Below are 20,738 nucleotides of genomic sequence, written 5' to 3' on the forward strand. Positions count from 1 at the left end.
TCCCACCTGCGTAAAAAAGCGATCGCAGGGCGGATACGCGCCAGCGTTATCCGCCTAAGGTTGAAGCCGGTGCCGGCTGGTGCGCGCCGCGGGCCAGGAAATGCAAAACCCCGCCAATGCGGGGTTTTCTTCATGCATCTACAGGTTCAGGACGCCGGCTTCTTGCCTTCGGACTTCGCCCATTGCGATTTCCGCTCGACCTTCACTGCCAGTTGGCCAACGGGGATTTCCTGGATCTCGCCACCCTGGGAGAGGAAAGCGGCAATCTTTTCATCGAGCTCCGAACGTTCGCGAATCGGCTGTGAATCAGTCATGAAATCACCTTTGCGTTGGGCGCCAAACCGGCTCCGCCAGCCTACACGTCTTTTGCGTATTTGGCCGGGATAGCTCGACCATTTGTCAAAATCACCACGGGTCGTTAAAAAAAGCTATGAATTAGCGCCAAACCTTGTATTCTGCATGGGCTGCCTGCCCAGTAACGAGTTCCGCGACTTGATGTTCTTCTACAAGATGCTCCATCTCCTCGGCACCTCTTCACTACGCATTCAGCTCATCGCCGGTCGGCATTCGGCCGGCCTTTAGCATTCTTTTAGGAGACAACGTCATGTCCGATCGTCAAAACGGCATCGTCAAGTGGTTCAACGCTGAGAAGGGCTTCGGCTTCATCACCCCGGAAAGCGGCCCGGACGTATTCGTTCACTTCCGTCAGATCGAAGGCAACGGCTACAAGTCCCTCGACGAAGGCCAGAAGGTCAGCTTCGTTGTGACTGCCGGCCAGAAAGGCCCGCAAGCTGAACAAGTTCGCGCTGTCTAATCGACATCGCTGACGAAAGAAGCCCCGCTTAGGCGGGGCTTTTTTTTGCCTGCGATTTGGCCCCGCTGATTCATTCGGATGCGCAAACGAAAACGCCCGGTGCAGTGCACCGGGCGTTTTTCGTGGCTGGGCGCTGCGCGCTCAGGTCATTCCTGCTGCGGGTCGAACTGCTTGTCGCGGATCAGCAGGGCAGGGATCACGCCGCAGATGAAGTACGCCGCGCCCATCACCAGGAAGCCCGCGCCGATGGACATCTGCGTGGCGAGGAAGCCGATCACCGCCGGGGCGATGGCTGCGCCGATGCGGCCGATGTTGTACGCGCCGCCCACTGCCGTGCCACGGAACGCCGCGGCGAAGCTCTCGGTCATGTAGGTCGCGTTCACGCCGTACGGGATGCCGTAGAGGAAGCCGAACACCACCAGCATCCAGAGAATGTTCTCGGGGCTGTGGAACAGCACGATCACCGGCAGGAACACGGCAGTGCCCAGGGCACCGAAGGAGAACACGGTGCGGCGTCCGAACCAGTCGGCGGCGACGCCGGCCAGCACCTTGCCGAGGATCATCGCGGCGTAGGTGCCCACCAGGTACGAGGTCATGGCCTTGAAGTTCATGCCCATCTCGGTTTCCAGGTACGACGGCATCCAGTTGTTCACGCCGTAGTAGCCGAACTGCAGGAAGCCGGCGGTCAGCGCCCAGAACAGGAGCATGCGGCTGGCCTTCGGGTCGCTGAAGATCTGCTTGAAGGCATTCTGCCGGGGCGCGGCGGGCTGGCTCGAAGGGCCGGCGGCCTTGCGCTGCTGGCGTTCCGCCTGCGCCTGGACCCAGGCGGCGGGTTCGGGGATCAACTTGCGCATGGCCACCGCCAGCACCACCGGGATGATGGCGATGTAGAACAGGTAGCGCCAGCCGTGGTCCGGCAGGATCCAGCCGGCCAGCAGGGTGGCGACTATGTAGCCGACCGACCAGCCGGCCTGCAGGGTGCCGAGTACGGTAGTGCGGTACTTGGTCGGCACGTATTCGGCCATCAGCGTGTTGCAGGCCACATACAGGGCGCCGAGGCCCAGCGAGGCGACGAAGCGCGCGGCGGCGAACTGCCAGTAATTGTGGGTCAGCCCGAGGACGGCGGTGCCGACGGAGAACAGCACGATGGTCCAGACCACGGTCTTCACCCGGCCGAAGCGGTCGCAGGCCCAGCCGCCGTAGATGCCGCCGAAAGCCATGCCGGCCAGGGTGACGCTGCCCAGGCTGCCGGCCTGGAGGTTGCTCAGGCCGAACTCGGCCTTGAGGCTGGTGAGGCTGTAGGAGAGGAGCATCAGGTCTGCGCCATCGATCAGCAGGCCGATGAAGCAGAAGGCGAAGACCAGGACCCAGGTCCTGTTCTGGGTGGCGGCGCTCGCGGCCGGTGCGGAAGCAGTGTTTTCCATGAACGAATTACCTGTTGTAGTTGTTGGCGGGGCGGTTGGCCGACCCTCGGTAAGCGTGCGTGCGAGTCCTGCCGGCGGGCGCGTGGTGCGTGGCCACGCGCCGCCGAATTGGCTACCTCAGAGCTGAAGTTTCAGGGCTGAGGGCTCAGGACTGGGCTTCGCGGATCATGTTGCGGGCGATGATCACCTGCTGGATCTGGGTGGTGCCCTCGTAGAGTCGGAACAGGCGGACGTCGCGGTAGAAGCGCTCGATGGCGTACTCGCTGACGTAGCCGGCGCCGCCGTGGATCTGCACACAGCGGTCGGCCACGCGGCCACACATCTCGGTGGCGAACATCTTCGCGCAGGAGGCCTCGGTGCTGACGTTGCGCCCTTCATCGCGCTTGCGCGCGGCGTCCAGCACCATGCAGCGGGCGGCGTAGATCTCGGCCTTGCAGTCGGCGAGCATCGCCTGGATCAGCTGGAACTCGGCGATCGGCTGGCCGAACTGCTTGCGCTCCAGGGCGTATTGCAGCGCGTCCGCGAGCATGCGCTCGGCGGCGCCGACGCTCAGTGCGGCGATGTGCAGGCGGCCCTTGTCGAGTACCTTCATGGCGGTCTTGAAACCCACGCCCTCGACGCCGCCGATCAACTGGGTGGCGGGGATGCGCACGTTGTCGAAGATCACGTCGCTGGTGTGGGCGCCTTTCTGGCCCATCTTGTGGTCCGGCTTGCCCAGGGAGATGCCCGGGGTGCCGCGCTCGACGATGAAGGCGCTGATGCCGCCGGAGCCCTTGATCGCCGGGTTGGTGCGCGCCATCACGGTGTAGATGCCGGCATGCGGGGCGTTGGTGATGAAGCGCTTGGTGCCGTTGAGCACGTAGAAATCGCCATCGCGCACCGCGGTGGTTTTCAGCGAGGCGGCGTCGGAGCCCGAGTCCGGCTCGGTCAGGCAGAAGGCGCTGAGCAGTTCGCCGCTGGCGAGTTTGGGCAGGTAGTGGGCCTTCTGCTCCGGCGTGCCATCGATCAGGATGCCGATGGAGCCGATGCCGTTGTTGGTGCCGATGTAGGAGCGGAAGGCGGGGGAGGTGCGACCGAGTTCGAAGGTGATGTTCACCTCTTCTTCCATGGTCACGCCCAGGCCGCCGAACTCCTCGGGGATGGTCAGGCCGAACAGGCCCATCTCGCGCATCTGCTCGATGATGTCCTGCGGGATCGCGTCGGTCTCGGCGACTTCGTTTTCCCGCGGGATCAGCACTTCGCCGACGAACTGGTGGATGGAATCCAGAAGTATCTGCAGCGTTTCTGGGTCTCGGATCATGTGCACTCCTCAAAAGGCCCGCGAGCGGGCCAGTCTGGCGAGGCACCGTCACCCGAGATTCAGCGAGCGGCGGCACCTATGTTGTTGACCATGTTGATCAGACGGGGCCCGATGTCGTCCTCGAGCTTCTCGCGGGGCAGCTGGAAGCTCGGGCCGCCGCAGTTGAAGGCCAGCAGGCCGTACTGCGGATGTACCAAGGGCACGGCGACGGAATTGACGTCGCGGTGCCATTCGCCGATCGACAGGCAGTAGCCGTAATCGGTGAAGTCCCTGAAGGCACGGTCCAGACCCTTGCGGATGGCCGGCCAGTTTTCCGGTTCGCGTTGGCGAATATGGTCGAGCAGGAATTCCCGCTCGTTCTCCGGCATCGCCGCGAGGCACGCGCGGCCCACCGAACTCGCCGCCAGCGGCAGGTAACTGCCGATCTGCCGGCGCATCGTCATGTTTCCCTGTCCCTGCACGACGTCCACGTAGACCATCTGCAGGCGGTCGCGGGCGGCCATGGCCACCGCCGCCTGGGCGTGGTTGGCCAACTCCTCCATCAGCGGATGGGCCACCGCGCGGATCGACAGGTTCGACAGCATCGCGTAGCCGAAACCCAGCACGCCGACGTCCAGCTGGTACTTGCCCGAGTGCATCTCGCGCTTCAGGCAACCCAGGCGCATGAGGGTGTTGGTCAGGCGCGTCACGGTCGGCTTGGGCAGGTCGGTCTTGCGGGCCAGGTCCTGGTTGCTCAGCACGTTTTCCCGTGGCGTGAAGCAACGCAGGATTTCCAGGCCACGAGCCAGGGCCGTCACGAACTGGCCGCTGTTTTCCTCTTCGCTCAGTGCCGTGGCCGGGTCATACAGTCCCCGTTCCAGCAGGCCGATCTCGCCTTCGTTTTTCGTCGGCGCAGCCGAGTCCATCTCCGTCTTGTTGCGGCGCATGGTAGAACCCCTATTCACGGAAAATCAATAAAATAAAATACAGTTTCGTCAGGCGAAATTGTAATGAGTCTGAATCAGTTAGTACAGGAGTGCCCTGAAAAATATTCAAAGCCTCGTAATTAAAGGCTTTGACAAGGTATGTCGATCTTCACCGTTTACAGGCTGGACGGGGTGTCACTATGATGAAATCGAAATACGGAATGTAGTTTCGTCAGGCGAAACAAGTATGAGGTCAAAGCTCCAATGAATACCAGCGTGGTTCATCTCGATATCCAGGCCAATGGCGTGGCGGTCGTCCGCATCGACCGTCCGCAAGCCAAGAACGCTTTGAATGCTGCCGTGCGCCAGCAACTGGCCGAGCACTTCCGTGCCCTGAGCGATAACCGCGACGTTCGCGCGGTGGTGCTTACCGGGGGCGAGGAGTGCTTCGTCGCCGGGGCGGATATCCGCGAATTCGCCCAGGCCAGCCCCATCGAGATGTACCGTCGCCATACCGAACTGCTGTGGGAAGCCATCTCGCGCTGCCCGAAGCCGGTGATCGCAGCCGTGAACGGCTTCGCCCTGGGCGGCGGCTGCGAGCTGGCAATGCACTGCGACATCATCGTCGCCGGCGAGTCGGCGCGCTTCGGTCAGCCGGAAGTGAAGCTCGGCCTGATGCCCGGCGCCGGCGGCACCCAACGGCTGATCCGCGCCGTGGGCAAGTTCCAGGCGATGCGCATCGCCCTGACCGGCTGCCTGATCAAGGCGCCGGAAGCCCTGGCCATCGGCATGCTCAGCGAAGTGGTGGAAGACGCGCGCACGCTGCCCCGCGCGCTGGAGCTGGCCGCCGAGATCGCCGCGCTGCCGCCGCTGGCCGTGGCGCAGATCAAGGAAGTGATGCTCGCCGGCGCCGACCTGCCGCTGGACAGCGCCCTGGTTCTGGAGCGCAAGGCCTTCCAGCTGCTGTTCGATTCGCAGGACCAGAAGGAGGGCGCCGCCGCCTTCCTGGAAAAACGCCAAGCCAGCTTCCTGGGAGAATGAGCATGTCCCGTACTATTGAGCGCATGGCCATCGTCGGCACCGGCGTCATGGGCAGCGGCATCGCCCAGATCGCCGCCCAGGCCGGCATCCAGGTGAAACTCTTCGACGCCCGCGACGGCGCCGCGCAAACCGCCCGTGACAACCTCGGACGGACCCTCGCCAAGCTGGCGGAGAAGGGCAAGATCAGCGCCGCCGAGGCGGACATCACCCTGGCGCGCCTGCTGGTCGCCGGCTCCCTGAATGAGCTGGCGGATTCCGACCTGGTGGTCGAGGCGATCATCGAGCGGCTGGACGCCAAGCAGGCGCTGCTGGCCGAGCTGGAAGCCGTGGTCAGCGCCGACTGCATCCTCGCCACCAATACCTCGTCGCTGTCGGTCACCAGCATCGCCCGTGGCTGCCAGCATCCGCAGCGCGTTGCGGGCTTCCACTTCTTCAACCCGGTGCCGCTGATGAAGGTGGTCGAGGTGATCGACGGCCTGGCCAGCGATCCGCAGGTCGGCGACCGCCTCGTGGCGCTGGCCGCGCGCATGGGCCATCGCGGCATCCGCGCCAAGGACACCCCCGGCTTCATCATCAACCACGCCGGCCGCGCCTACAGCACCGAAGCCCTGCAGATGCTCAAGGAAGCCATCGCCGAGCCGGCCGACATCGACCGCATCCTGCGCGAGGGCCTGGGCTTCCGCATGGGGCCGCTGGAGCTGTTCGACCTCACCGCGCTGGACGTTTCGCACCCGGTGATCGAGTCCATCTACAACCAGTTCTACCAGGAGCCGCGCTATCGCCCGGCGGCGCTGACGCGGCAGATGCTCGAGGCCGGCTTCGTCGGGCGCAAGGTCGGGCGCGGCTTCTATCGCTATGCCGACGGCAGGATGATCGACCCGCCTGCGCCGCAACCGGTGCCGAGCGTCGCTGTGCTGCCGCCGGTGTGGATCGGTGCGGAGAACGACCAGGACCGCGAGCGGCTCGGCGAGCTGCTGAAGCAGCTCGGCGCGAACCTGGAGCAGGGCGCCCAGCCGAGCAGCGAGGCGCTGTGCCTGCTCGCTCCCTATGGCATTGACGCCACCACGGCCTGCCAGAACTTCAGCACCGACCCGGCGCGCACCCTGTGCATCGACCTGCTGCTGGACCTGCAGCGCCACCGCTGCCTGATGCAGAGCCCGGCGACGTCCAGCGCCATGCGCGACGCGGCCCACGCGCTACTCGCGGCTGATGGCGTAGGCGTCACCGTGATCAACGACAGCGTCGGCTTCGTCGCCCAGCGCGTATTGGCGCTGATCGTCAACCTGGCCGGCGACATCGTCCAGCAACGCATCGCCAGCGTCGATGATCTCGACGAAGGCGTGCGCCGTGGCCTGGGTTACCCGCAAGGTCCGCTGGCCTGGGGCGACAGCGTCGGCCCGGCGCGCCTGCTGACCATTCTCGAACGCATGACCGGCCTGACCGGCGACGCCCGCTACCGCCCCGGCCCCTGGCTGCGTCGTCGCGCCGCTCTCGGGTTGTCGCTGCGCCATGCCGAGCCCGCGCTGGGCTGAGGCCCGGCGTCCACCTCTTTCAAGGAGACCTCCATGCTCAATGCCTATATCTACGCTGGCCTGCGCACACCCTTCGGCCGCCACGGTGGCGCGCTGGCGCCGGTGCGTCCTGACGACCTGATCGCCCAGGTGATCCGCGAACTGCTGGCCCGCACCGGCGTGCCGGGCGAAGCCATCGAGGACGTGATCCTCGGCAACACCAACCAGGCCGGTGAAGACAGCCGCAACGTCGCCCGCCATGCCGCGCTGCTCGCCGGCCTGCCGGTGAGCGTGCCGGGCCAGACGGTGAACCGTCTGTGCGCCAGCGGCCTGGCGGCTGTCATCGACGCAGCGCGCGCCGTGACCTGCGGCGAAGGCGAGTTGTTCGTCGCCGGCGGCGTGGAAAGCATGTCCCGCGCGCCCTTCGTCATGGCCAAGGCCGAGGCCGCCTACAGCCGCGACCTGACGGTGTTCGACAGCACCATCGGCGCGCGCTTCCCCAACCCGAAGATCGTCGCCGGGTTCGGCAACGACAGCATGCCGGAGACCGGCGACAACGTCGCCCGCGAGTTCGGCATCAGCCGCGAGCAGGCCGACCGTTTCGCCGCCCGTTCCCAGGCCAACTATGAAGCTGCCCGCGAGGCCGGTTTCTTCGCCGGGGAAATCCTTCCGGTCAGCGTGCCCACCGGGCGCAAGACGCCGCCGAACATCGTCGAGCAGGACGAGCATCCGCGTCCGTCTTCCGTTGAGGCTGCGCTGGCGCGCCTGAAGCCGCTGTCCGAAGGCGGGGTGGTCACCGCCGGCAATGCTTCCGGCGTCAACGATGGCGCAGCCGCGCTGCTGATCGGCTCCGCGGCGGCGGGCGAGCGCCATGGTCTGAAGCCACTGGCACGAATTCTCTCGGCCGCAGCGGTCGGCGTGGAGCCGCGCATCATGGGCGTCGGCCCGGTAGAGGCGATCAACAAGGCGCTGGCCCGCGCCAACCTGACCCTGCCCGACATGGACATCATCGAGATCAACGAAGCCTTCGCCTCCCAGGTGCTCGGCTGCCTGTACGGCCTGGGCGTGGACTTCGACGATGCGCGGGTCAACCCCAATGGCGGCGCCATCGCCGTCGGCCACCCGCTGGGCGCTTCCGGCGCGCGGCTGGCGCTGAGCGTCGCGCGACAATTGCAGCGCACGGGTCAACGCTATGCGGTGATCAGCCTGTGCATCGGCGTGGGCCAGGGGCTCGCCATGGTTATCGAGCGCGCGTGAGCGCGCCTGCGAGGAGTTGAAGATGGGTGCTTTGAGCGGATACCGCGTACTCGACCTCAGCCGCGTGCTGGCCGGCCCCTGGTGCGGCCAGGTGCTGGCCGACCTGGGCGCGGAAGTGATCAAGATCGAACGGCCCGGCGTGGGTGACGACACCCGCGGCTGGGGCCCGCCCTACATGAAGGCTGCCGACGGCACGGACAGCAGCGAGGCGGCGTACTACCAGTCCACCAACCGCAACAAGCTGTCGGTGGCGCTGAACCTGGCGACGCCCGAAGGCCAGGCGCTGGTGCGTGCGCTGGCCTGCGAGTGCGACGTGCTGATCGAGAACTACAAGGCCGGCTCGCTGGCCAAGTACGGGCTGGATTACGACAGCCTGTCGAAGCTCAATCCACGCCTGGTCTACTGCTCCATCACCGGCTTCGGCCAGACCGGCCCGCGCGCCGAGGAGCCCGGCTACGACTTCATCATCCAGGGCATGGGCGGGCTGATGAGCATCACCGGCGAGAAGGACGGCGTGCCCGGCGCGGGCCCGCAGAAGGTCGGTGTCGCCGTGTCCGACGTGATGACCGGCCTGTACTCGGTGGTCGCCATCCAGGCCGCGCTGCTGGCGCGGGAGAAGACCGGCCGCGGCCAGCACTGCGACATGGCGCTGCTCGATGTGCAGGTCGCCATGCTCGGCAACCAGAGCCAGAACTACCTCGCCACCGGCCGCTCGCCGGGCCGCCAGGGCAACGCCCACGTCAACATCGTGCCGTACCAGGTGTTCAGCGCGAAGGACATGGACTTCATCATCGCCTGCGGCAATGACAGCCAGTTCGTCTCGCTGTGCGACGCCATCGGCCTGCCCGAACTGCCGAAGGACCCGCGTTTCACCCGCAATGCCGACCGCGTGCGCAACCGCGACGTGATAGTCGGCAAGCTGGCCGAACACTTCCAGGGCGACAGCGCGGACAACTGGGTGCGGCGCATCCACGCGATGAAGGTGCCGGTCGGCGTGATCAACGATATCGGCCGCGCGCTGGACGAGCCGCAGGTGGTCGCCCGCGACATGCTGGTGGAGATTCCCCACGCGCAGAACCCGGCGTTCCGCATGGTCGGCAGCCCGCTGAAGCTCTCCGACACCCCGGTGGAATACCAGCGCCCGGCGCCGATGCTCGGCGAACACACCGACGAGGTGCTCAAGCGTCGACTTGGGCTGGATGACGCGCGCCTGGCCGCGCTCAAGGCCGAGGGTGTGATCGAGCAGCTGGGCAAGCGCTGACGACGCAGAACGTAGGGCGCATAACGCGCCAGCGTTATCCGCCGCTGGCCGAATGACGGCGGGTAACCGCAAGCGGTTATGCGCCCTACGGCCTGGCATGAATCCGTTCGCGAGCAAGCTCGCTCCTACGAAGAGCGCACCTGAGCAGGCCGGCTGCCTGTAGGAGCGAGCTTGCTCGCGAACCTCCCCAACTGGAGCGCCGAAGCAAACCGGCGTTCGCCAAGGAAACAACCGAATGAAAGTGCTGGTCGCGGTAAAACGCGTGGTCGATTACAACGTCAAGGTCCGCGTCAAGGCGGACAACTCCGGCGTCGATCTCGCCAACGTCAAGATGTCCATGAACCCCTTCTGCGAAATCGCCGTGGAAGAGGCTGTGCGCCTGAAAGAGAAAGGCGTCGTCACCGAGATCGTTGCGGTCTCCGTCGGCCCGACCGCTGCCCAAGAGCAACTGCGTACCGCGCTGGCTCTGGGTGCTGACCGCGCCATCCTGGTTGAAACCAACGAAGAACTGAGCTCGCTGGCCATCGCCAAGTCGCTCAAGGCCCTGGTCGACAAGGAGCAGCCGCAGCTGGTCATCCTCGGCAAGCAGGCCATCGACAGCGACAACAACCAGACCGGCCAGATGCTGGCCGCGCTGACCGGCTACGCGCAGGGCACCTTCGCCTCCAAGGTCGAGATTGCCGGCAATCAGGTCAAGGTCACCCGTGAAATCGACGGCGGCCTGCAGACCGTGGCCCTGAACCTGCCGGCCATCGTCACCACCGACCTGCGCCTAAACGAGCCGCGCTACGCGTCGCTGCCCAACATCATGAAGGCGAAGAAGAAACCGCTGGAAGTCCTCACGCCCGAAGCGCTGGGCATCTCCACGGCCTCGACCGTGAAGACGCTCAAGGTGGAAGCGCCTGCTGCTCGCAGCGCCGGCATCAAGGTGAAATCGGTGGCCGAACTGGTCGAGAAACTGAAGAACGAAGCGAAGGTGATCTGATGGCTGTTTTGGTTGTTGCAGAACATTCCAATGGGGCGCTGGCCTCGGCGACGCTGAATACCGTTGCCGCCGCGCAGAAAATTGGTGGCGAGATCAGCGTGCTGGTCGCCGGCCAGAACGTCGCTGGCGTGGCTGAAGCCGCTGCCAGGATCGCAGGCGTCTCCAAGGTGCTGGTCGCCGACAACGCCGCCTATGCTCACCAGCTGCCGGAGAACGTTGCTCCGCTGATCGCTGTTCTTGTTGGCGAAAACGGGGGCAAGGGCTACAGCCACGTGCTGGCCGCCGCCACCACCAACGGCAAGAACTTCCTGCCGCGCGTTGCTGCCCTGCTGGACGTCGACCAGATCTCCGAGATCATCGAAGTGGTCAGCGCCGACACCTTCAAGCGCCCGATCTATGCCGGTAACGCCATCGCGACCGTGCAGTCCTCGGCTGCCGTCAAGGTCATCACCGTTCGCGGCACCGGCTTCGACGCCGTCGCTGCCGAAGGTGGCTCCGCCGCTGTTGAAGCTGTTTCCGGCCCGGCCGATGCCGGCAAGTCCGCCTTCGTCGGCGAAGAACTGGCCAAGTCCGACCGTCCGGAACTGACCGCTGCCAAGATCGTCGTTTCCGGCGGCCGCGGCATGGGTAACGGCGACAACTTCAAGATCCTCTACTCGCTGGCTGACAAGCTGGGCGCTGCCGTTGGCGCTTCCCGCGCAGCGGTAGACGCCGGCTTCGTGCCGAACGACATGCAGGTCGGCCAGACCGGCAAGATCGTCGCTCCGCAGCTGTACGTGGCCGTCGGCATCTCCGGCGCGATCCAGCACCTGGCGGGCATGAAGGACTCGAAAGTGATCGTTGCGATCAACAAGGACGAAGAGGCGCCGATCTTCCAAGTCGCCGACTACGGCCTGGTCGCTGACCTGTTCGAAGCCGTACCGGAGCTGGAAAGGAATATCTGATCCCGCTCATTCCGCTGGCCGGGCCAGCCGTCATCGGCCCGGCGTTTTGCCAACACCTCCAGTAGAAAGAAACAAGAACAATGAATACTCGTCGACTCCCTGTGCTGGTCTCCGGACTGGCGCTGCTGCCCCCGTTCGTCCACGCCGATTTCCTCGCCGACAGCAAGGCCAGCATCGAAACGCGCAACTTCTACTTCAACCGCGACTACCGCCAGAGCGGCGCCGCCCAGTCGAAATCCGAGGAATGGGCGCAGGGCTTCCTGCTGCGCTACGAGTCGGGCTACACCGACGGCACCGTCGGCGTCGGTGTGGATGCGCTCGGCCTGCTCGGCCTGAAACTCGACTCCAGCCCGGATCGCTCCGGCTCCGGCCTGCTGCCGTATTCCGCCAGCGACAAGCGCGCCGCCGATGACTACAGCGACCTCGGCCTGACCGCCAAGCTGCGCGTCTCCAGGAGCACCCTGAAGGTCGGCACGCTGCTGCCCAAGCTGCCGGTGGTGCAGTACAACGACACCCGCCTGCTGCCGCAGACCTTCCAGGGCGCGCTGGTGGAGTCGAAGGAACTCGATGACCTCGACCTGCAGCTCGGTCAGCTGCGCGAGGTGAAACAGCGCGATTCGTCCAACGACGAAGACCTGTCGATGACCCGCGGCAACAAGCGCAACATCGTGGCCGGCAGCCACCTCACCAGCGACCGCTTCAACCTCGCTGGCGGCACCTACCTCTGGAGCAACCAGCTCAGCACCAGCTACCACTACGCCAACCTCGAAGACCTCTATCGCCAGCACTACGTGAGCCTGGTGCACACGCTGCCGATCGCCGAGGGCCAGTCGCTGAAGTCCGACATCCGCTGGGCCCGCTCCACCGATGATGGCGGCAGCAACGTCGACAACCGCGCGCTCAACGCCATGTTCACCTACAAACTGGGCAACCAGGCGTTCGGCCTCGGGCTGCAGCGCATGTCCGGCGACACAGGCTTCGCCTACCTGTCCGGCACCGACCCGTACCTGGTCAACTACGTGCAGATCGGCGACTTCGCCAACAAGGACGAACGCTCCTGGCAGCTGCGCTACGACTTCAATTTCGCTTCCTACGGGCTGCCCGGCCTGAGCCTGATGACCCGCTACCTGCGCGGCGACAACATCGACCTGCTGAACGGGCAGGGCAACGGCAAGGAGTGGGAGCGCGACACCGACGTCGGCTACCTGGTGCAGAGCGGCCCGCTGAAGAATGTCGGCTTCAAGCTGCGCAACAGCACCTTCCGCAGCAGCTTCGGCAACGACATGGACGAAACCCGCTTCATCGTCAGCTACACCCTGCCGATCTGGTAAGTGCGGCTTGGAGCCTCCCGGTCTTGACGATTGGGAGGCTTCGCTTCACGAATGTCCGGGCGCTGCGCGGGCAAGCCCGGAGCGCCGCGGGGATGCTCCGGGACGAACGGCGTGAAAGCCCGCCCTTGAGCGAGTGAAGGGATATTTCCTACGTGCGGGTTGTCTCACTGGACGAGGAAAAGTCTGGCCAGGGCCCGTGCCCTCGGCTTATAAAACCCCTTCGCCGCTGCAGACCCGCAGGGATGGCGGCCCCACGAGATCAAGGAACGATGATGCGACGAGTCACGATGATTCTGCTCGCTGCCGCCCTGTTGCAGGGCTGTGCGCACCGTAATACCGGCAACCAGTGCGAAGACAACTTCAACACCTCGGGTGGTTTCATTGCCGGCAAGACCTACAACTCCAGCGTCGTATTCGACCACCTGGCTCCCGAGAAGGCCTTCCACAACGCGCAGAAAGCGCTGCTCAAGGAAGGCTTCTCCATCGACAGCGCAGACGACGAGCGCGGCATCATCTCCGCCCACCAGGGCGTCATCCTGAGCACCCGCACGGCGCCGATGAGCATCGTGGTCGAGGAGGCAGGGAAAGGCAGCAAGGTCAGCTACATCTTCACCACCGCAGGCGGCATGTACACCACCGACGGCGTGGTGCGTGAAGGCTTCTGCCGCCTGGCGGACGGGATGCGCGAGTAGCTCTGTTTGGGCAGCCGCAGAAGTCGCACCCGGTTCGCAATGACCTCCTCGTAGGATGGGTGGAGCGTAGCGATACCCATGTAGCCGGTGCTCGGAATCGATGGGTATCGCTGCGCTCCACGCCATCCTACGCATGAGGTCCCCTGGGATTTCTCTTTGGTATGACGCCATCGCGGACGGAGTCCGCTCCTACGCTCGGATCAGTCTCTCCACGAGGCGGCGCGTCAGCGGGGCGATGACCAGCACCAGCGGAAAGGCGATGCTCCAGCTGGTGAGCCAAGCACCCAGCCAGAGCTGGGCGAACGCCGGGGCCAGGCCGACGGCGCGCCAGGTGGAGAGCCCGGAAACCAGCAGGGTCATCACGCAGGACAGGATCAGCGCGAACAGCAGCGGGCCGTAGCGGCGGGCGATCATGCGTGGGCCTCCTGCGCGTGTTCGACCTGCGGCTGCTGCAGGCGGCCGAGGGTTTCGGCGAACTGCTGGCCGAACATCCGCGCGGTCTTCAGGTCGCCGGGGCAGAAGTCCGCGGCGGTCTTGTCCGCCTGGGCCATCAGGCCGGACCAGGAGCCGAGGCGGTTGGCGGCTTCGTCGGCGGGCACGCCCAAGTGCTGCTCGGGGAGGATCGGGTTGCCGGCCCAGAGCATCCCGTGCTGCATGCAGAAGGTGAACAGTGAGATCAGCGTGGACTGCTTGTCGCCTGCAGGCAGCGCCGAGACGGTGAAGCCGGCGGCAAGGCGGCCGCGCAACTTCTGTTGGCGCCAGAGCGGCCCGGTGGCGTCCATCAGGGCTTTGAGCGGCGCCGATACGCCGCCCAGGTAGGTAGGCGAGCCGAGGATCAGGCCATGGTAGGCGAGCAGCGCTTGCGGCTGCTCGATCAGCTCCTGCGCCTTGAGCAGGTGCACTTCGCAGCCGGGCACCTGGCGAGCGCCGCTGGCGATGGTCTGGGCGATGCGCTCGGTGCGGCCGTTGGCGCTGTGGTAGACGATGGCGATGGTTTTCATGGTTTCTCCGCAGGTTGCACGTAAGGGGAAGGCCGCGTGTGGTTGACCTCGACGGCCTTTGGCGTGAACCTACAAGTTCAAGCGAACTTGAGGTCAAGAGGTGTTCCATGGATATCGCTGACGTGGCCAGGCGTTCCGGTGTGCCGGCATCGACCCTGCGTTTCTACGAGGAAAAGGGGTTGATCATCTCGCTCGCCAAGCCCGGCGCGCGCCGTCAGTTCGCGCCGCAGATTCTCGACCAGCTGGCGTTGATCTCACTCGGACAATCGGCAGGGTTCAGCCTGGAGGAAATCCGCTCGATGTTTGCCGGCGATGGCGGGACGAACATCGATAGGCAGATGCTGGCGGCGAAGGCGGACGAGCTCGATGCCACGATCCGGCGCTTGCGGGCGATGAGCCGCGGGCTGCGCCATGCGGCGGCTTGCCCTGCGCCCAGTCACGCGGAGTGCCCGACGTTCCAGAAGTTGGTGAAGGCGGCGGGAGAGAGTGCGCTGGCAGGGAAGAAGGAGCGGGGGCGGTTGAGGAAAGGGAAGGCTGCTGTCTGATGGATCTGGAACGGAGCGTGCCCTCTCTCTAACCCTGGCTGCGCGCTCGCTCCGAAAGGAGAGGAGACTTTTCGGAGTTCCAGAACAGCCAGGCGCCTGCCGGCTGACTCATTTTATTCGCTGGATGCCGGACAGCTCCCTCTCCCTTCAGGGAGAGGGCTGGGGAGAGGGGCCTACCGGTGGACCCAAAATCTCGAACACGCGGAAGGTCCAAACGCCGGCCTTGCCGGCGGTTCGCGAGCAAGCTCGCTCCTACAGGGGAATGCCCAGCGTGGCCGACAGCTACTCGCAAGCCCTACCGCCCGCGCTTTCCGTTGCTCTGCTGATGCATCAGCAGCCAGTTGCGGTGACGGCTCTTCGTAGGAGCGAGCTTGCTCGCGAACGGGAGTTCCCGGCAGCACCGGGATTGGGCGGGTTCGCTAGCAAGCTCGCTCCTACAGTCCCGTAGGGCGAATAACCCGGAACGGGTATCCGCCGGCTTGGCGGATAACGCCATAGGCGTTATGCGCCCTACAGCGAGACGCCCAGCGCGGCGGATAGCCACTCGCAGAACCCCACCGCCTGCGCATTGCGCTCGCTCTGCTGATGCACCAGCAGCGACCAGTTCGGCCCGCGCACGGTCTGCTCGCTGAGCGGCGTCAGCAGCCCATTGGCGCGCGCATCGCCGGCCAGCAGTTGGCTCACGAGGGCAATGCCCAGCCCCTGGCTGGCGGCATCCAGCAGCAGGCCGGGGTCGGAGAAGTTCAGGCCCTCGCTGCGCTGGCCGACGTCTGCACCGCCCTGCAATTGCCAGTGCGCCCAGTCCATTTCCCGCTCGCCGTGCAGGGTGGTGCGCGCCGGTTCCGGCTGCGCCAGCAATGAGGGATGGCAGGCCGGGTAGAGGCGATCCTCCAGCAGCACGCGGAAGCGACATTCGGCCTGGGCGGTGAGGTCGTCGCGCACGGCAATGTCGATGGTCTGGGTGGCCAGGTCCGGGGTTTCCCCGGTGGTCAGCAGCCAGAGGTCGATCTGCGGGTAGCGCGCATGGAAATCGCCCAGGCGCGGCACGAGCCAATGGCGGGCAAAGGCCGGGGTGGTGTTCACCACCAGCTGGTTGGGCTTGCGGTACTGATCCAGGCGGCGGATGCCCACGGCCAGTTGCTGCAGCATGGACTGAGTGGTGCTCAGCAGGTCGGCGCCGGCGTCGGTCAGCGCCACCTTGCGCCCGGAGCGGTAGAACAGCGGCTGTTCGATGAAGCTCTCCAGGCTGCGGATCTGCTGGCTGATCGCCGACTGGGTGAGGTGCAGTTCCTCTGCGGCTTTGTGGAAGCTGCCCAGGCGCGCGGCGGCTTCGAAGCCGCGCAGGGCATTCAGGGGTGGCCAGTGTTTGAGCATGATCGATAAGTTCACCTGATCAGATTTACGCAAAATCTATCGTTTGTTGTCCCGTTTTTACAGGCCTAGCATGGTCATCAGGCGCCACTTAACCCTTTCTTACCGATAAAAATTCCTTACCAAAGGTTCGAATATGCATCGCAACGACGATAGGCAGAACGGCTGGCGCATGCCTGCCGAATGGGTCAACCACGCAGCGACCTGGATGGCATTCCCGCACAACCGCCCGCTCTGGGAGGGCGGCTGGCGCGTGACCCTGGAGCAGGTGCAGGAAGACTTTGCCCGCGTGGCCAACGCCATCGCCCGCTTCGAGCCGGTGAAACTGGTGGTGGACCCGTCCGCCATGGCGCGCGCCGCCGAGCTGTGCGGGGCCAACGTCGAGCTGGTGCCGTTGCCCATCGACGACAGCTGGTGCCGTGACTCCGGGCCGACCTTCGTCTGCCATCCGCAGCATGGCGTGGCCGGCGTGAGCTGGCGCTTCAACGCCTGGGGCGGCAAGTCCGAGCACACCCTGGACGAAGGCCTGGGCCGCCGCATCCTCAACAACCTCGGGTTCGATTGCTTCGGCACGCCGCTGTCCAACGAGGGCGGAGCGATCCACGTGGACGGCGAGGGCACGCTGATCACCACCGAGTCGGTGCTGCTCAACCCCAACCGCAACCCAGGCGTGAGCAAGCGCGAGATGGAGGAAATCTTCAGCCGCCTGCTCGGTGTGACCAAGACCATCTGGCTGCCGGGCGACCCGCAGTACGTGACTGGCGACATGACTGACGGCCACGTCGATGGCGTGTGCGCCTTCGCTCGACCCGGCGTGCTGCTGGTGGATGCGACCCACGACGCTTCCAGCTCCTACGCCGAAGTGGCACGCGAGAACCGCCGCGCGCTGGAGCTGGCCACCGACGCCAGGGGCCGTTCCTTCGAGCTGATCGAGCTGTTCGAAGCCAGCGCGGCGGTGGACCCGGAAGCAGAAGTCTTCTGCGCGTCCTACACCAACTTCTACCTCGCCAACGGCGCGGTGATCATGCCGGCCTACGGCATCGCCGCCGACGATGAAGCCGCAGCCGTACTGGCCCGCGCCTTCCCCGGCCGCGAAGTGGTGCCGGTGCGCATCAACCACCTGGCCCACGGCGGTGGCGGCGTGCACTGCATTACCCAGCAGCAGCCGGCCTGGCCGCTGGGAGGCCTGTGATGAGCAAGCTGACCGTCGCCGTCCTGCAGTTCTCCTGCAGCTGGGACCTGCCGCGCAACCTCGCCGAAGCCGAGCGCCACGTGCGCGCGGCGGCGGCAGCGGGGGCGAAGCTGATCCTGCTGCCCGAGCTGTTCGCCACGCCGTACTTCTGCATCGAGCAGGACCACGCGCACCTCGCCCTGGCCCAGCCCTATGACGACAGCCCGCTGCTGCAACGCTTTGCCAGCCTGGCGGCGGAGCTCAACGTGGTGTTGCCGATCAGCTGGTTCGAGCGCGCCGGCAACGCCTATTTCAACTCGCTGACCGTGGCCGACGCCGACGGCAGCCTGCTCGGGGTGTACCGCAAGACCCACATTCCCAACGCCATCGGCTACCAGGAGAAGGAATACTTCAGCCCCGGCGATACCGGCTTCCGTGTCTGGGACACCGCCGTCGGCCGCATTGGCGTGGGCATCTGCTGGGACCAGTGGTTCCCCGAGACCGCGCGCTGCCTGGCACTGCAAGGTGCGGAGATCCTGCTGTTCCCCACCGCCATCGGCTCCGAGCCGGGCGCCGAGCAGCTGGATTCGCGCGATCACTGGCAGACCGCGCAGCGCGGTCACGCCGCCGCCAACCTGCTGCCGGTACTGGCGGCCAACCGCATCGGCGAGGAAGTGGCGCCCAGCGATGACGCGTTGCGCATGCGCTTCTACGGTTCGTCCTTCATCACCGACCACAAGGGCGCGCTGCTGGCCGAGGCCGGGCGCAACGAGGCCGCCGTGCTGGTGCGCGAGCTGGACCTCGATCTGGCTCGCGAGGAGCGCCTGACCTGGGGCGTCTACCGCGACCGCCGTCCGGAAATGTACGGCACGCTGCTCGGCCTCGACGGCCGCCACCTGCACCCACGCTGGCAAGGAGTCTGACCATGAACAAACACCTGATCGGCGCGTTGGGGTTGTCCCTGGCGTGCGCCCTGCAACCGGCCTCGGCCGAGGAAAAGGTCCTGCGGCTGTTCAACTGGGCGGACTACTTCGCTCCCGATACCCTGGCCAACTTCACCAAGGAAACCGGCATCCGCGTCATCTACGACGTGATGGACAGCAGCGAGACGCTGGAGGCCAAGATGATGGCCGGGCACAGCGGCTACGACCTGATCTTCCCCGGCGATACCGTCGCCGAGCGCCTGATGCGCGCCGGCGCCTTGCAGAAGCTCGACGACAGCAAGCTGGAGCACCTGGGCGATATCGAGCCGGGCCTGCAGAGCTTGCAGACCAAGTACCCGTACTCGCGGCACGCCGTGGTGCCCTATACCTGGGGCAGCATCGGCCTGACCTACAACCAGGCGAAGATCGAGCAGCGCATGCCCGGCGCGCCGGTGAACAGCCTCGACCTGATGTTCAAGCCGGAGCTGGCCAAGCGCTTCGCCGACTGCGGCATCTCGATGATCGACTCGCCGGACGAAGTGCTCGCCGTGGTGCTCAACTACCTCGGCCGCGACCCGCGCAGCGGCAAGCCGCAGGACCTGGGCGACGCGCTGGCGGTGCTCAATGGCATTCGCCCGTACATCCGCAAGTTCCAGTCGCAGCCGGTGACCCAGCTGGTGAACGGCGACCTGTGCCTGTCGCTGGGCTACAGCGGCGATGTGATCCAGTCGCAACGCGCTGCCGACGAAGCCAGGAAGCCCGAGCGTTTCGAGTACCGCGTGCCGGTCGAAGGCACTTCGGTGTGGATGGACACCATGGCCATCCCCGCCGACGCGCCGCACCCCGAGTACGCCTACGCGCTGATCAACTACCTGATGCGCCCGGACGTGATGGCGGCCATCAGCAACGCCACCGGCTACCCGACGTCCAACGCCAAGGCTCGGCCGATGGTCGATGCGAGCATGCGCGACAACCCGGACATCTATCTTGATGAGAAAGCCTACGCGCGGCTGTTCCCCGGCAAGGACATCCCGCAGCGCGACATGCGTTCGCGAATGCGCACCTGGACCAGTTTCAAGACCGGCACCGGCGGCTGAGGAGGCGAGGATGATGACACGCAGGAACCTGCTCGGCGCCGGCATGACGCTGGCGACGGGCCTGGGGCTCGGCCTGGGCCGTGTAGCCCTGGCGGCGAAGCCCTGGTACATGCCCGACGAGCACCGCAAGCAGGAGCGGGTGTTCGTCGCCTACGCGGCCAGCCCTGACGTCTGGGAAGACATAGCCCCGGACGTCAACGCCACCGTGGCTCGGCTGGCCCGCGCCATCGCCGAGTTCCAGCCGGTGACGGTGCTCTGCCGGCCGCAGCAGCAGGCCGAGGCCAGGCGCGCGTGCGGCGGGCAGAACGTCGACTTCCTGCCGGTGCCGGTGGATGACATCTGGGTGCGCGACTACGGCGGCTGCTTCCTGGTCAACGATGCGCCAGGCGGCCTGGCGCTGGCCGACTTCAACTTCAACGGCTGGGGCGGCAAGCAGCACGCCGAGCGTGACCGCGAAGTGTCGGCGGCGCTGGCGCACGACGTGGAAGCGAAAGCCATCATCAGCGAACTGTGCGGGGAGGGCGGCGGTATCGAGGTGGACGGCCAGGGTACGGCGATCTTCACCGAGAGCTGCTGGCTCAACGACAACCGCAACCCGGGCTGGACGCGCCCGCGTATCGAGGCAGAGCTCAAGCGCATGCTGGGGCTGCGCAAGGTGATCTGGCTGCCGGGCATTCGCGGCAAGGACATCACCGATGCGCACGTGGACTTCTACGCGCGCTTCGTCGAGCCGGGCGTGGTGGTGGTCAACCTGGACAACGACAGGCGTTCCTACGACTACGAGGTCACCCGCCGGCACCTGGAGATTCTGAAGAGCTCCACCGACGCCGATGGTCGCGCCCTGAAGGTGCATACGTTGCCGCCGCCGATGAATCCCAAGCCGAGCGCCTTCAACCGCAACAATCCGGATTTCGCGGCTGGTTACATCAATTATCTGCCGGTCAACGGCGGGGTAATCGCGCCGAAGTTCGGCGATCCGGCGGCCGATGAGCATTGCCATGCCTTGCTCGGCGAGCTGTACCCGGACAGGGAGATCGTGCAGCTGAACATCGACCCGATTGCGGCGGGCGGTGGCGGCATTCACTGCGTGACCTTGCAGATGCCGGCGGCCTAAAGGCCTGCTCTTCGTAGGATCGAGGGGGACGCCCAGTTCTTGCTCGCGAAC

Annotated in this window: 21 protein-coding genes; 14 read left to right on the forward strand and 7 right to left on the reverse strand. The window is 65.8% G+C overall.

What is annotated here, in order from left to right:
• Positions 1–146 precede the first annotated feature (146 nt).
• Complete coding sequence (locus tag ACCC94_RS02250; RefSeq protein ID WP_413347843.1) at positions 147–314, reverse strand: hypothetical protein; 168 nt, start codon at positions 312–314, stop codon at positions 147–149.
• 290 nt (positions 315–604) lie between these two features.
• Here ACCC94_RS02250 and ACCC94_RS02255 point away from each other — a divergent pair, with 290 nt between their 5' ends.
• The gene (locus ACCC94_RS02255) at positions 605–814 is read left to right on the forward strand and encodes a cold-shock protein (RefSeq protein ID WP_017518411.1); all 210 of its coding nucleotides are present in this window, start codon (positions 605–607) and stop codon (positions 812–814) included.
• Between the two features lie 146 nt (positions 815–960).
• Here ACCC94_RS02255 and ACCC94_RS02260 read toward each other — a convergent pair whose 3' ends face one another.
• From ACCC94_RS02260 to ACCC94_RS02270, 3 genes are all read right to left on the reverse strand, one after another.
• On the reverse strand, positions 961–2,238 hold the full coding sequence (locus ACCC94_RS02260) for an MFS transporter (RefSeq protein WP_413347844.1): 1,278 nt from the start codon (positions 2,236–2,238) through the stop codon (positions 961–963).
• Between the two features lie 145 nt (positions 2,239–2,383).
• Complete coding sequence (locus ACCC94_RS02265; RefSeq protein WP_413347845.1) at positions 2,384–3,538, reverse strand: acyl-CoA dehydrogenase family protein; 1,155 nt, start codon at positions 3,536–3,538, stop codon at positions 2,384–2,386.
• A 59-nt stretch (positions 3,539–3,597) separates the two neighbouring features.
• On the reverse strand, positions 3,598–4,464 hold the full coding sequence (locus tag ACCC94_RS02270) for an IclR family transcriptional regulator (protein WP_413347846.1): 867 nt from the start codon (positions 4,462–4,464) through the stop codon (positions 3,598–3,600).
• A 243-nt stretch (positions 4,465–4,707) separates the two neighbouring features.
• Here ACCC94_RS02270 and ACCC94_RS02275 point away from each other — a divergent pair, with 243 nt between their 5' ends.
• The 8 genes from ACCC94_RS02275 (at position 4,708) to ACCC94_RS02310 (ending at position 13,465) form a co-directional block, all read left to right on the forward strand.
• A complete protein-coding gene (locus tag ACCC94_RS02275) occupies positions 4,708–5,484 on the forward strand; it encodes an enoyl-CoA hydratase (protein WP_413347847.1) in 777 nt (258 codons plus the stop codon).
• A 2-nt stretch (positions 5,485–5,486) separates the two neighbouring features.
• Positions 5,487–7,016: a 3-hydroxyacyl-CoA dehydrogenase gene (locus tag ACCC94_RS02280; protein ID WP_413347848.1), complete on the forward strand. Its 1,530-nt coding sequence runs from the start codon at positions 5,487–5,489 to the stop codon at positions 7,014–7,016.
• Between the two features lie 33 nt (positions 7,017–7,049).
• Positions 7,050–8,252 (forward strand): 3-oxoadipyl-CoA thiolase, encoded by a 1,203-nt coding sequence (locus ACCC94_RS02285; protein ID WP_413347849.1) that lies wholly within the window; start codon positions 7,050–7,052, stop codon positions 8,250–8,252.
• A gap of 22 nt (positions 8,253–8,274) precedes the next feature.
• Positions 8,275–9,513 carry a CaiB/BaiF CoA transferase family protein gene (locus ACCC94_RS02290; protein WP_413347850.1) on the forward strand — a complete coding sequence of 413 codons (1,239 nt, stop codon included), beginning with the start codon at positions 8,275–8,277 and terminating at the stop codon, positions 9,511–9,513.
• A 235-nt stretch (positions 9,514–9,748) separates the two neighbouring features.
• Complete coding sequence (locus tag ACCC94_RS02295; protein WP_413347851.1) at positions 9,749–10,498, forward strand: electron transfer flavoprotein subunit beta/FixA family protein; 750 nt, start codon at positions 9,749–9,751, stop codon at positions 10,496–10,498.
• Positions 10,498–11,442: an electron transfer flavoprotein subunit alpha/FixB family protein gene (locus tag ACCC94_RS02300; RefSeq protein WP_413347852.1), complete on the forward strand. Its 945-nt coding sequence runs from the start codon at positions 10,498–10,500 to the stop codon at positions 11,440–11,442. The genes ACCC94_RS02295 and ACCC94_RS02300 overlap by 1 nt, the downstream gene beginning before the upstream one ends.
• Before the next feature lie 80 nt (positions 11,443–11,522).
• Entirely contained in the window at positions 11,523–12,773 is a 1,251-nt protein-coding gene (locus tag ACCC94_RS02305; RefSeq protein ID WP_413347853.1) for an OprD family porin, read from the forward strand.
• 272 nt (positions 12,774–13,045) lie between these two features.
• The gene (locus ACCC94_RS02310) at positions 13,046–13,465 is read left to right on the forward strand and encodes a hypothetical protein (RefSeq protein ID WP_413347854.1); all 420 of its coding nucleotides are present in this window, start codon (positions 13,046–13,048) and stop codon (positions 13,463–13,465) included.
• Positions 13,466–13,654: 189 nt separating this feature from the next.
• Here ACCC94_RS02310 and ACCC94_RS02315 read toward each other — a convergent pair whose 3' ends face one another.
• Both ACCC94_RS02315 and ACCC94_RS02320 read right to left on the reverse strand, forming a co-directional pair.
• Positions 13,655–13,879, reverse strand: a complete 225-nt coding sequence (locus ACCC94_RS02315; protein WP_413347855.1) for a DUF2798 domain-containing protein — start codon at positions 13,877–13,879, stop codon at positions 13,655–13,657.
• Positions 13,876–14,466 (reverse strand): flavodoxin family protein, encoded by a 591-nt coding sequence (locus ACCC94_RS02320; RefSeq protein ID WP_413347856.1) that lies wholly within the window; start codon positions 14,464–14,466, stop codon positions 13,876–13,878. The genes ACCC94_RS02315 and ACCC94_RS02320 overlap by 4 nt, the downstream gene beginning before the upstream one ends.
• A 107-nt stretch (positions 14,467–14,573) precedes the next feature.
• Here ACCC94_RS02320 and ACCC94_RS02325 point away from each other — a divergent pair, with 107 nt between their 5' ends.
• Positions 14,574–15,011 (forward strand): helix-turn-helix domain-containing protein, encoded by a 438-nt coding sequence (locus ACCC94_RS02325; RefSeq protein WP_413347857.1) that lies wholly within the window; start codon positions 14,574–14,576, stop codon positions 15,009–15,011.
• 510 nt (positions 15,012–15,521) lie between these two features.
• On the opposite strand, the gene ACCC94_RS02330 is transcribed toward ACCC94_RS02325, so the two are convergent.
• Positions 15,522–16,385: a LysR substrate-binding domain-containing protein gene (locus ACCC94_RS02330; RefSeq protein ID WP_413347858.1), complete on the reverse strand. Its 864-nt coding sequence runs from the start codon at positions 16,383–16,385 to the stop codon at positions 15,522–15,524.
• 133 nt (positions 16,386–16,518) lie between these two features.
• On the opposite strand from ACCC94_RS02330, the gene ACCC94_RS02335 reads away from it, so the two are divergent.
• From ACCC94_RS02335 to ACCC94_RS02350, 4 genes are read left to right on the forward strand one after another with little or no spacing between them, the layout of a single operon-like run.
• The gene (locus ACCC94_RS02335) at positions 16,519–17,574 is read left to right on the forward strand and encodes an agmatine deiminase family protein (protein WP_413347859.1); all 1,056 of its coding nucleotides are present in this window, start codon (positions 16,519–16,521) and stop codon (positions 17,572–17,574) included.
• On the forward strand, positions 17,574–18,476 hold the full coding sequence (aguB, locus tag ACCC94_RS02340; RefSeq protein WP_413347860.1) for an N-carbamoylputrescine amidase: 903 nt from the start codon (positions 17,574–17,576) through the stop codon (positions 18,474–18,476). The genes ACCC94_RS02335 and aguB overlap by 1 nt, the downstream gene beginning before the upstream one ends.
• A gap of 2 nt (positions 18,477–18,478) precedes the next feature.
• Entirely contained in the window at positions 18,479–19,573 is a 1,095-nt protein-coding gene (locus ACCC94_RS02345; RefSeq protein ID WP_413347861.1) for an extracellular solute-binding protein, read from the forward strand.
• 10 nt (positions 19,574–19,583) lie between these two features.
• Positions 19,584–20,687, forward strand: coding sequence for an agmatine deiminase family protein (locus ACCC94_RS02350; RefSeq protein ID WP_413347862.1), 1,104 nt, complete (start codon positions 19,584–19,586; stop codon positions 20,685–20,687).
• Positions 20,688–20,738 lie beyond the last annotated feature (51 nt).

The sequence above is a fragment of the Pseudomonas sp. Pseusp97 genome, assembly GCF_047304025.1.
Classification (GTDB): domain Bacteria; phylum Pseudomonadota; class Gammaproteobacteria; order Pseudomonadales; family Pseudomonadaceae; genus Pseudomonas.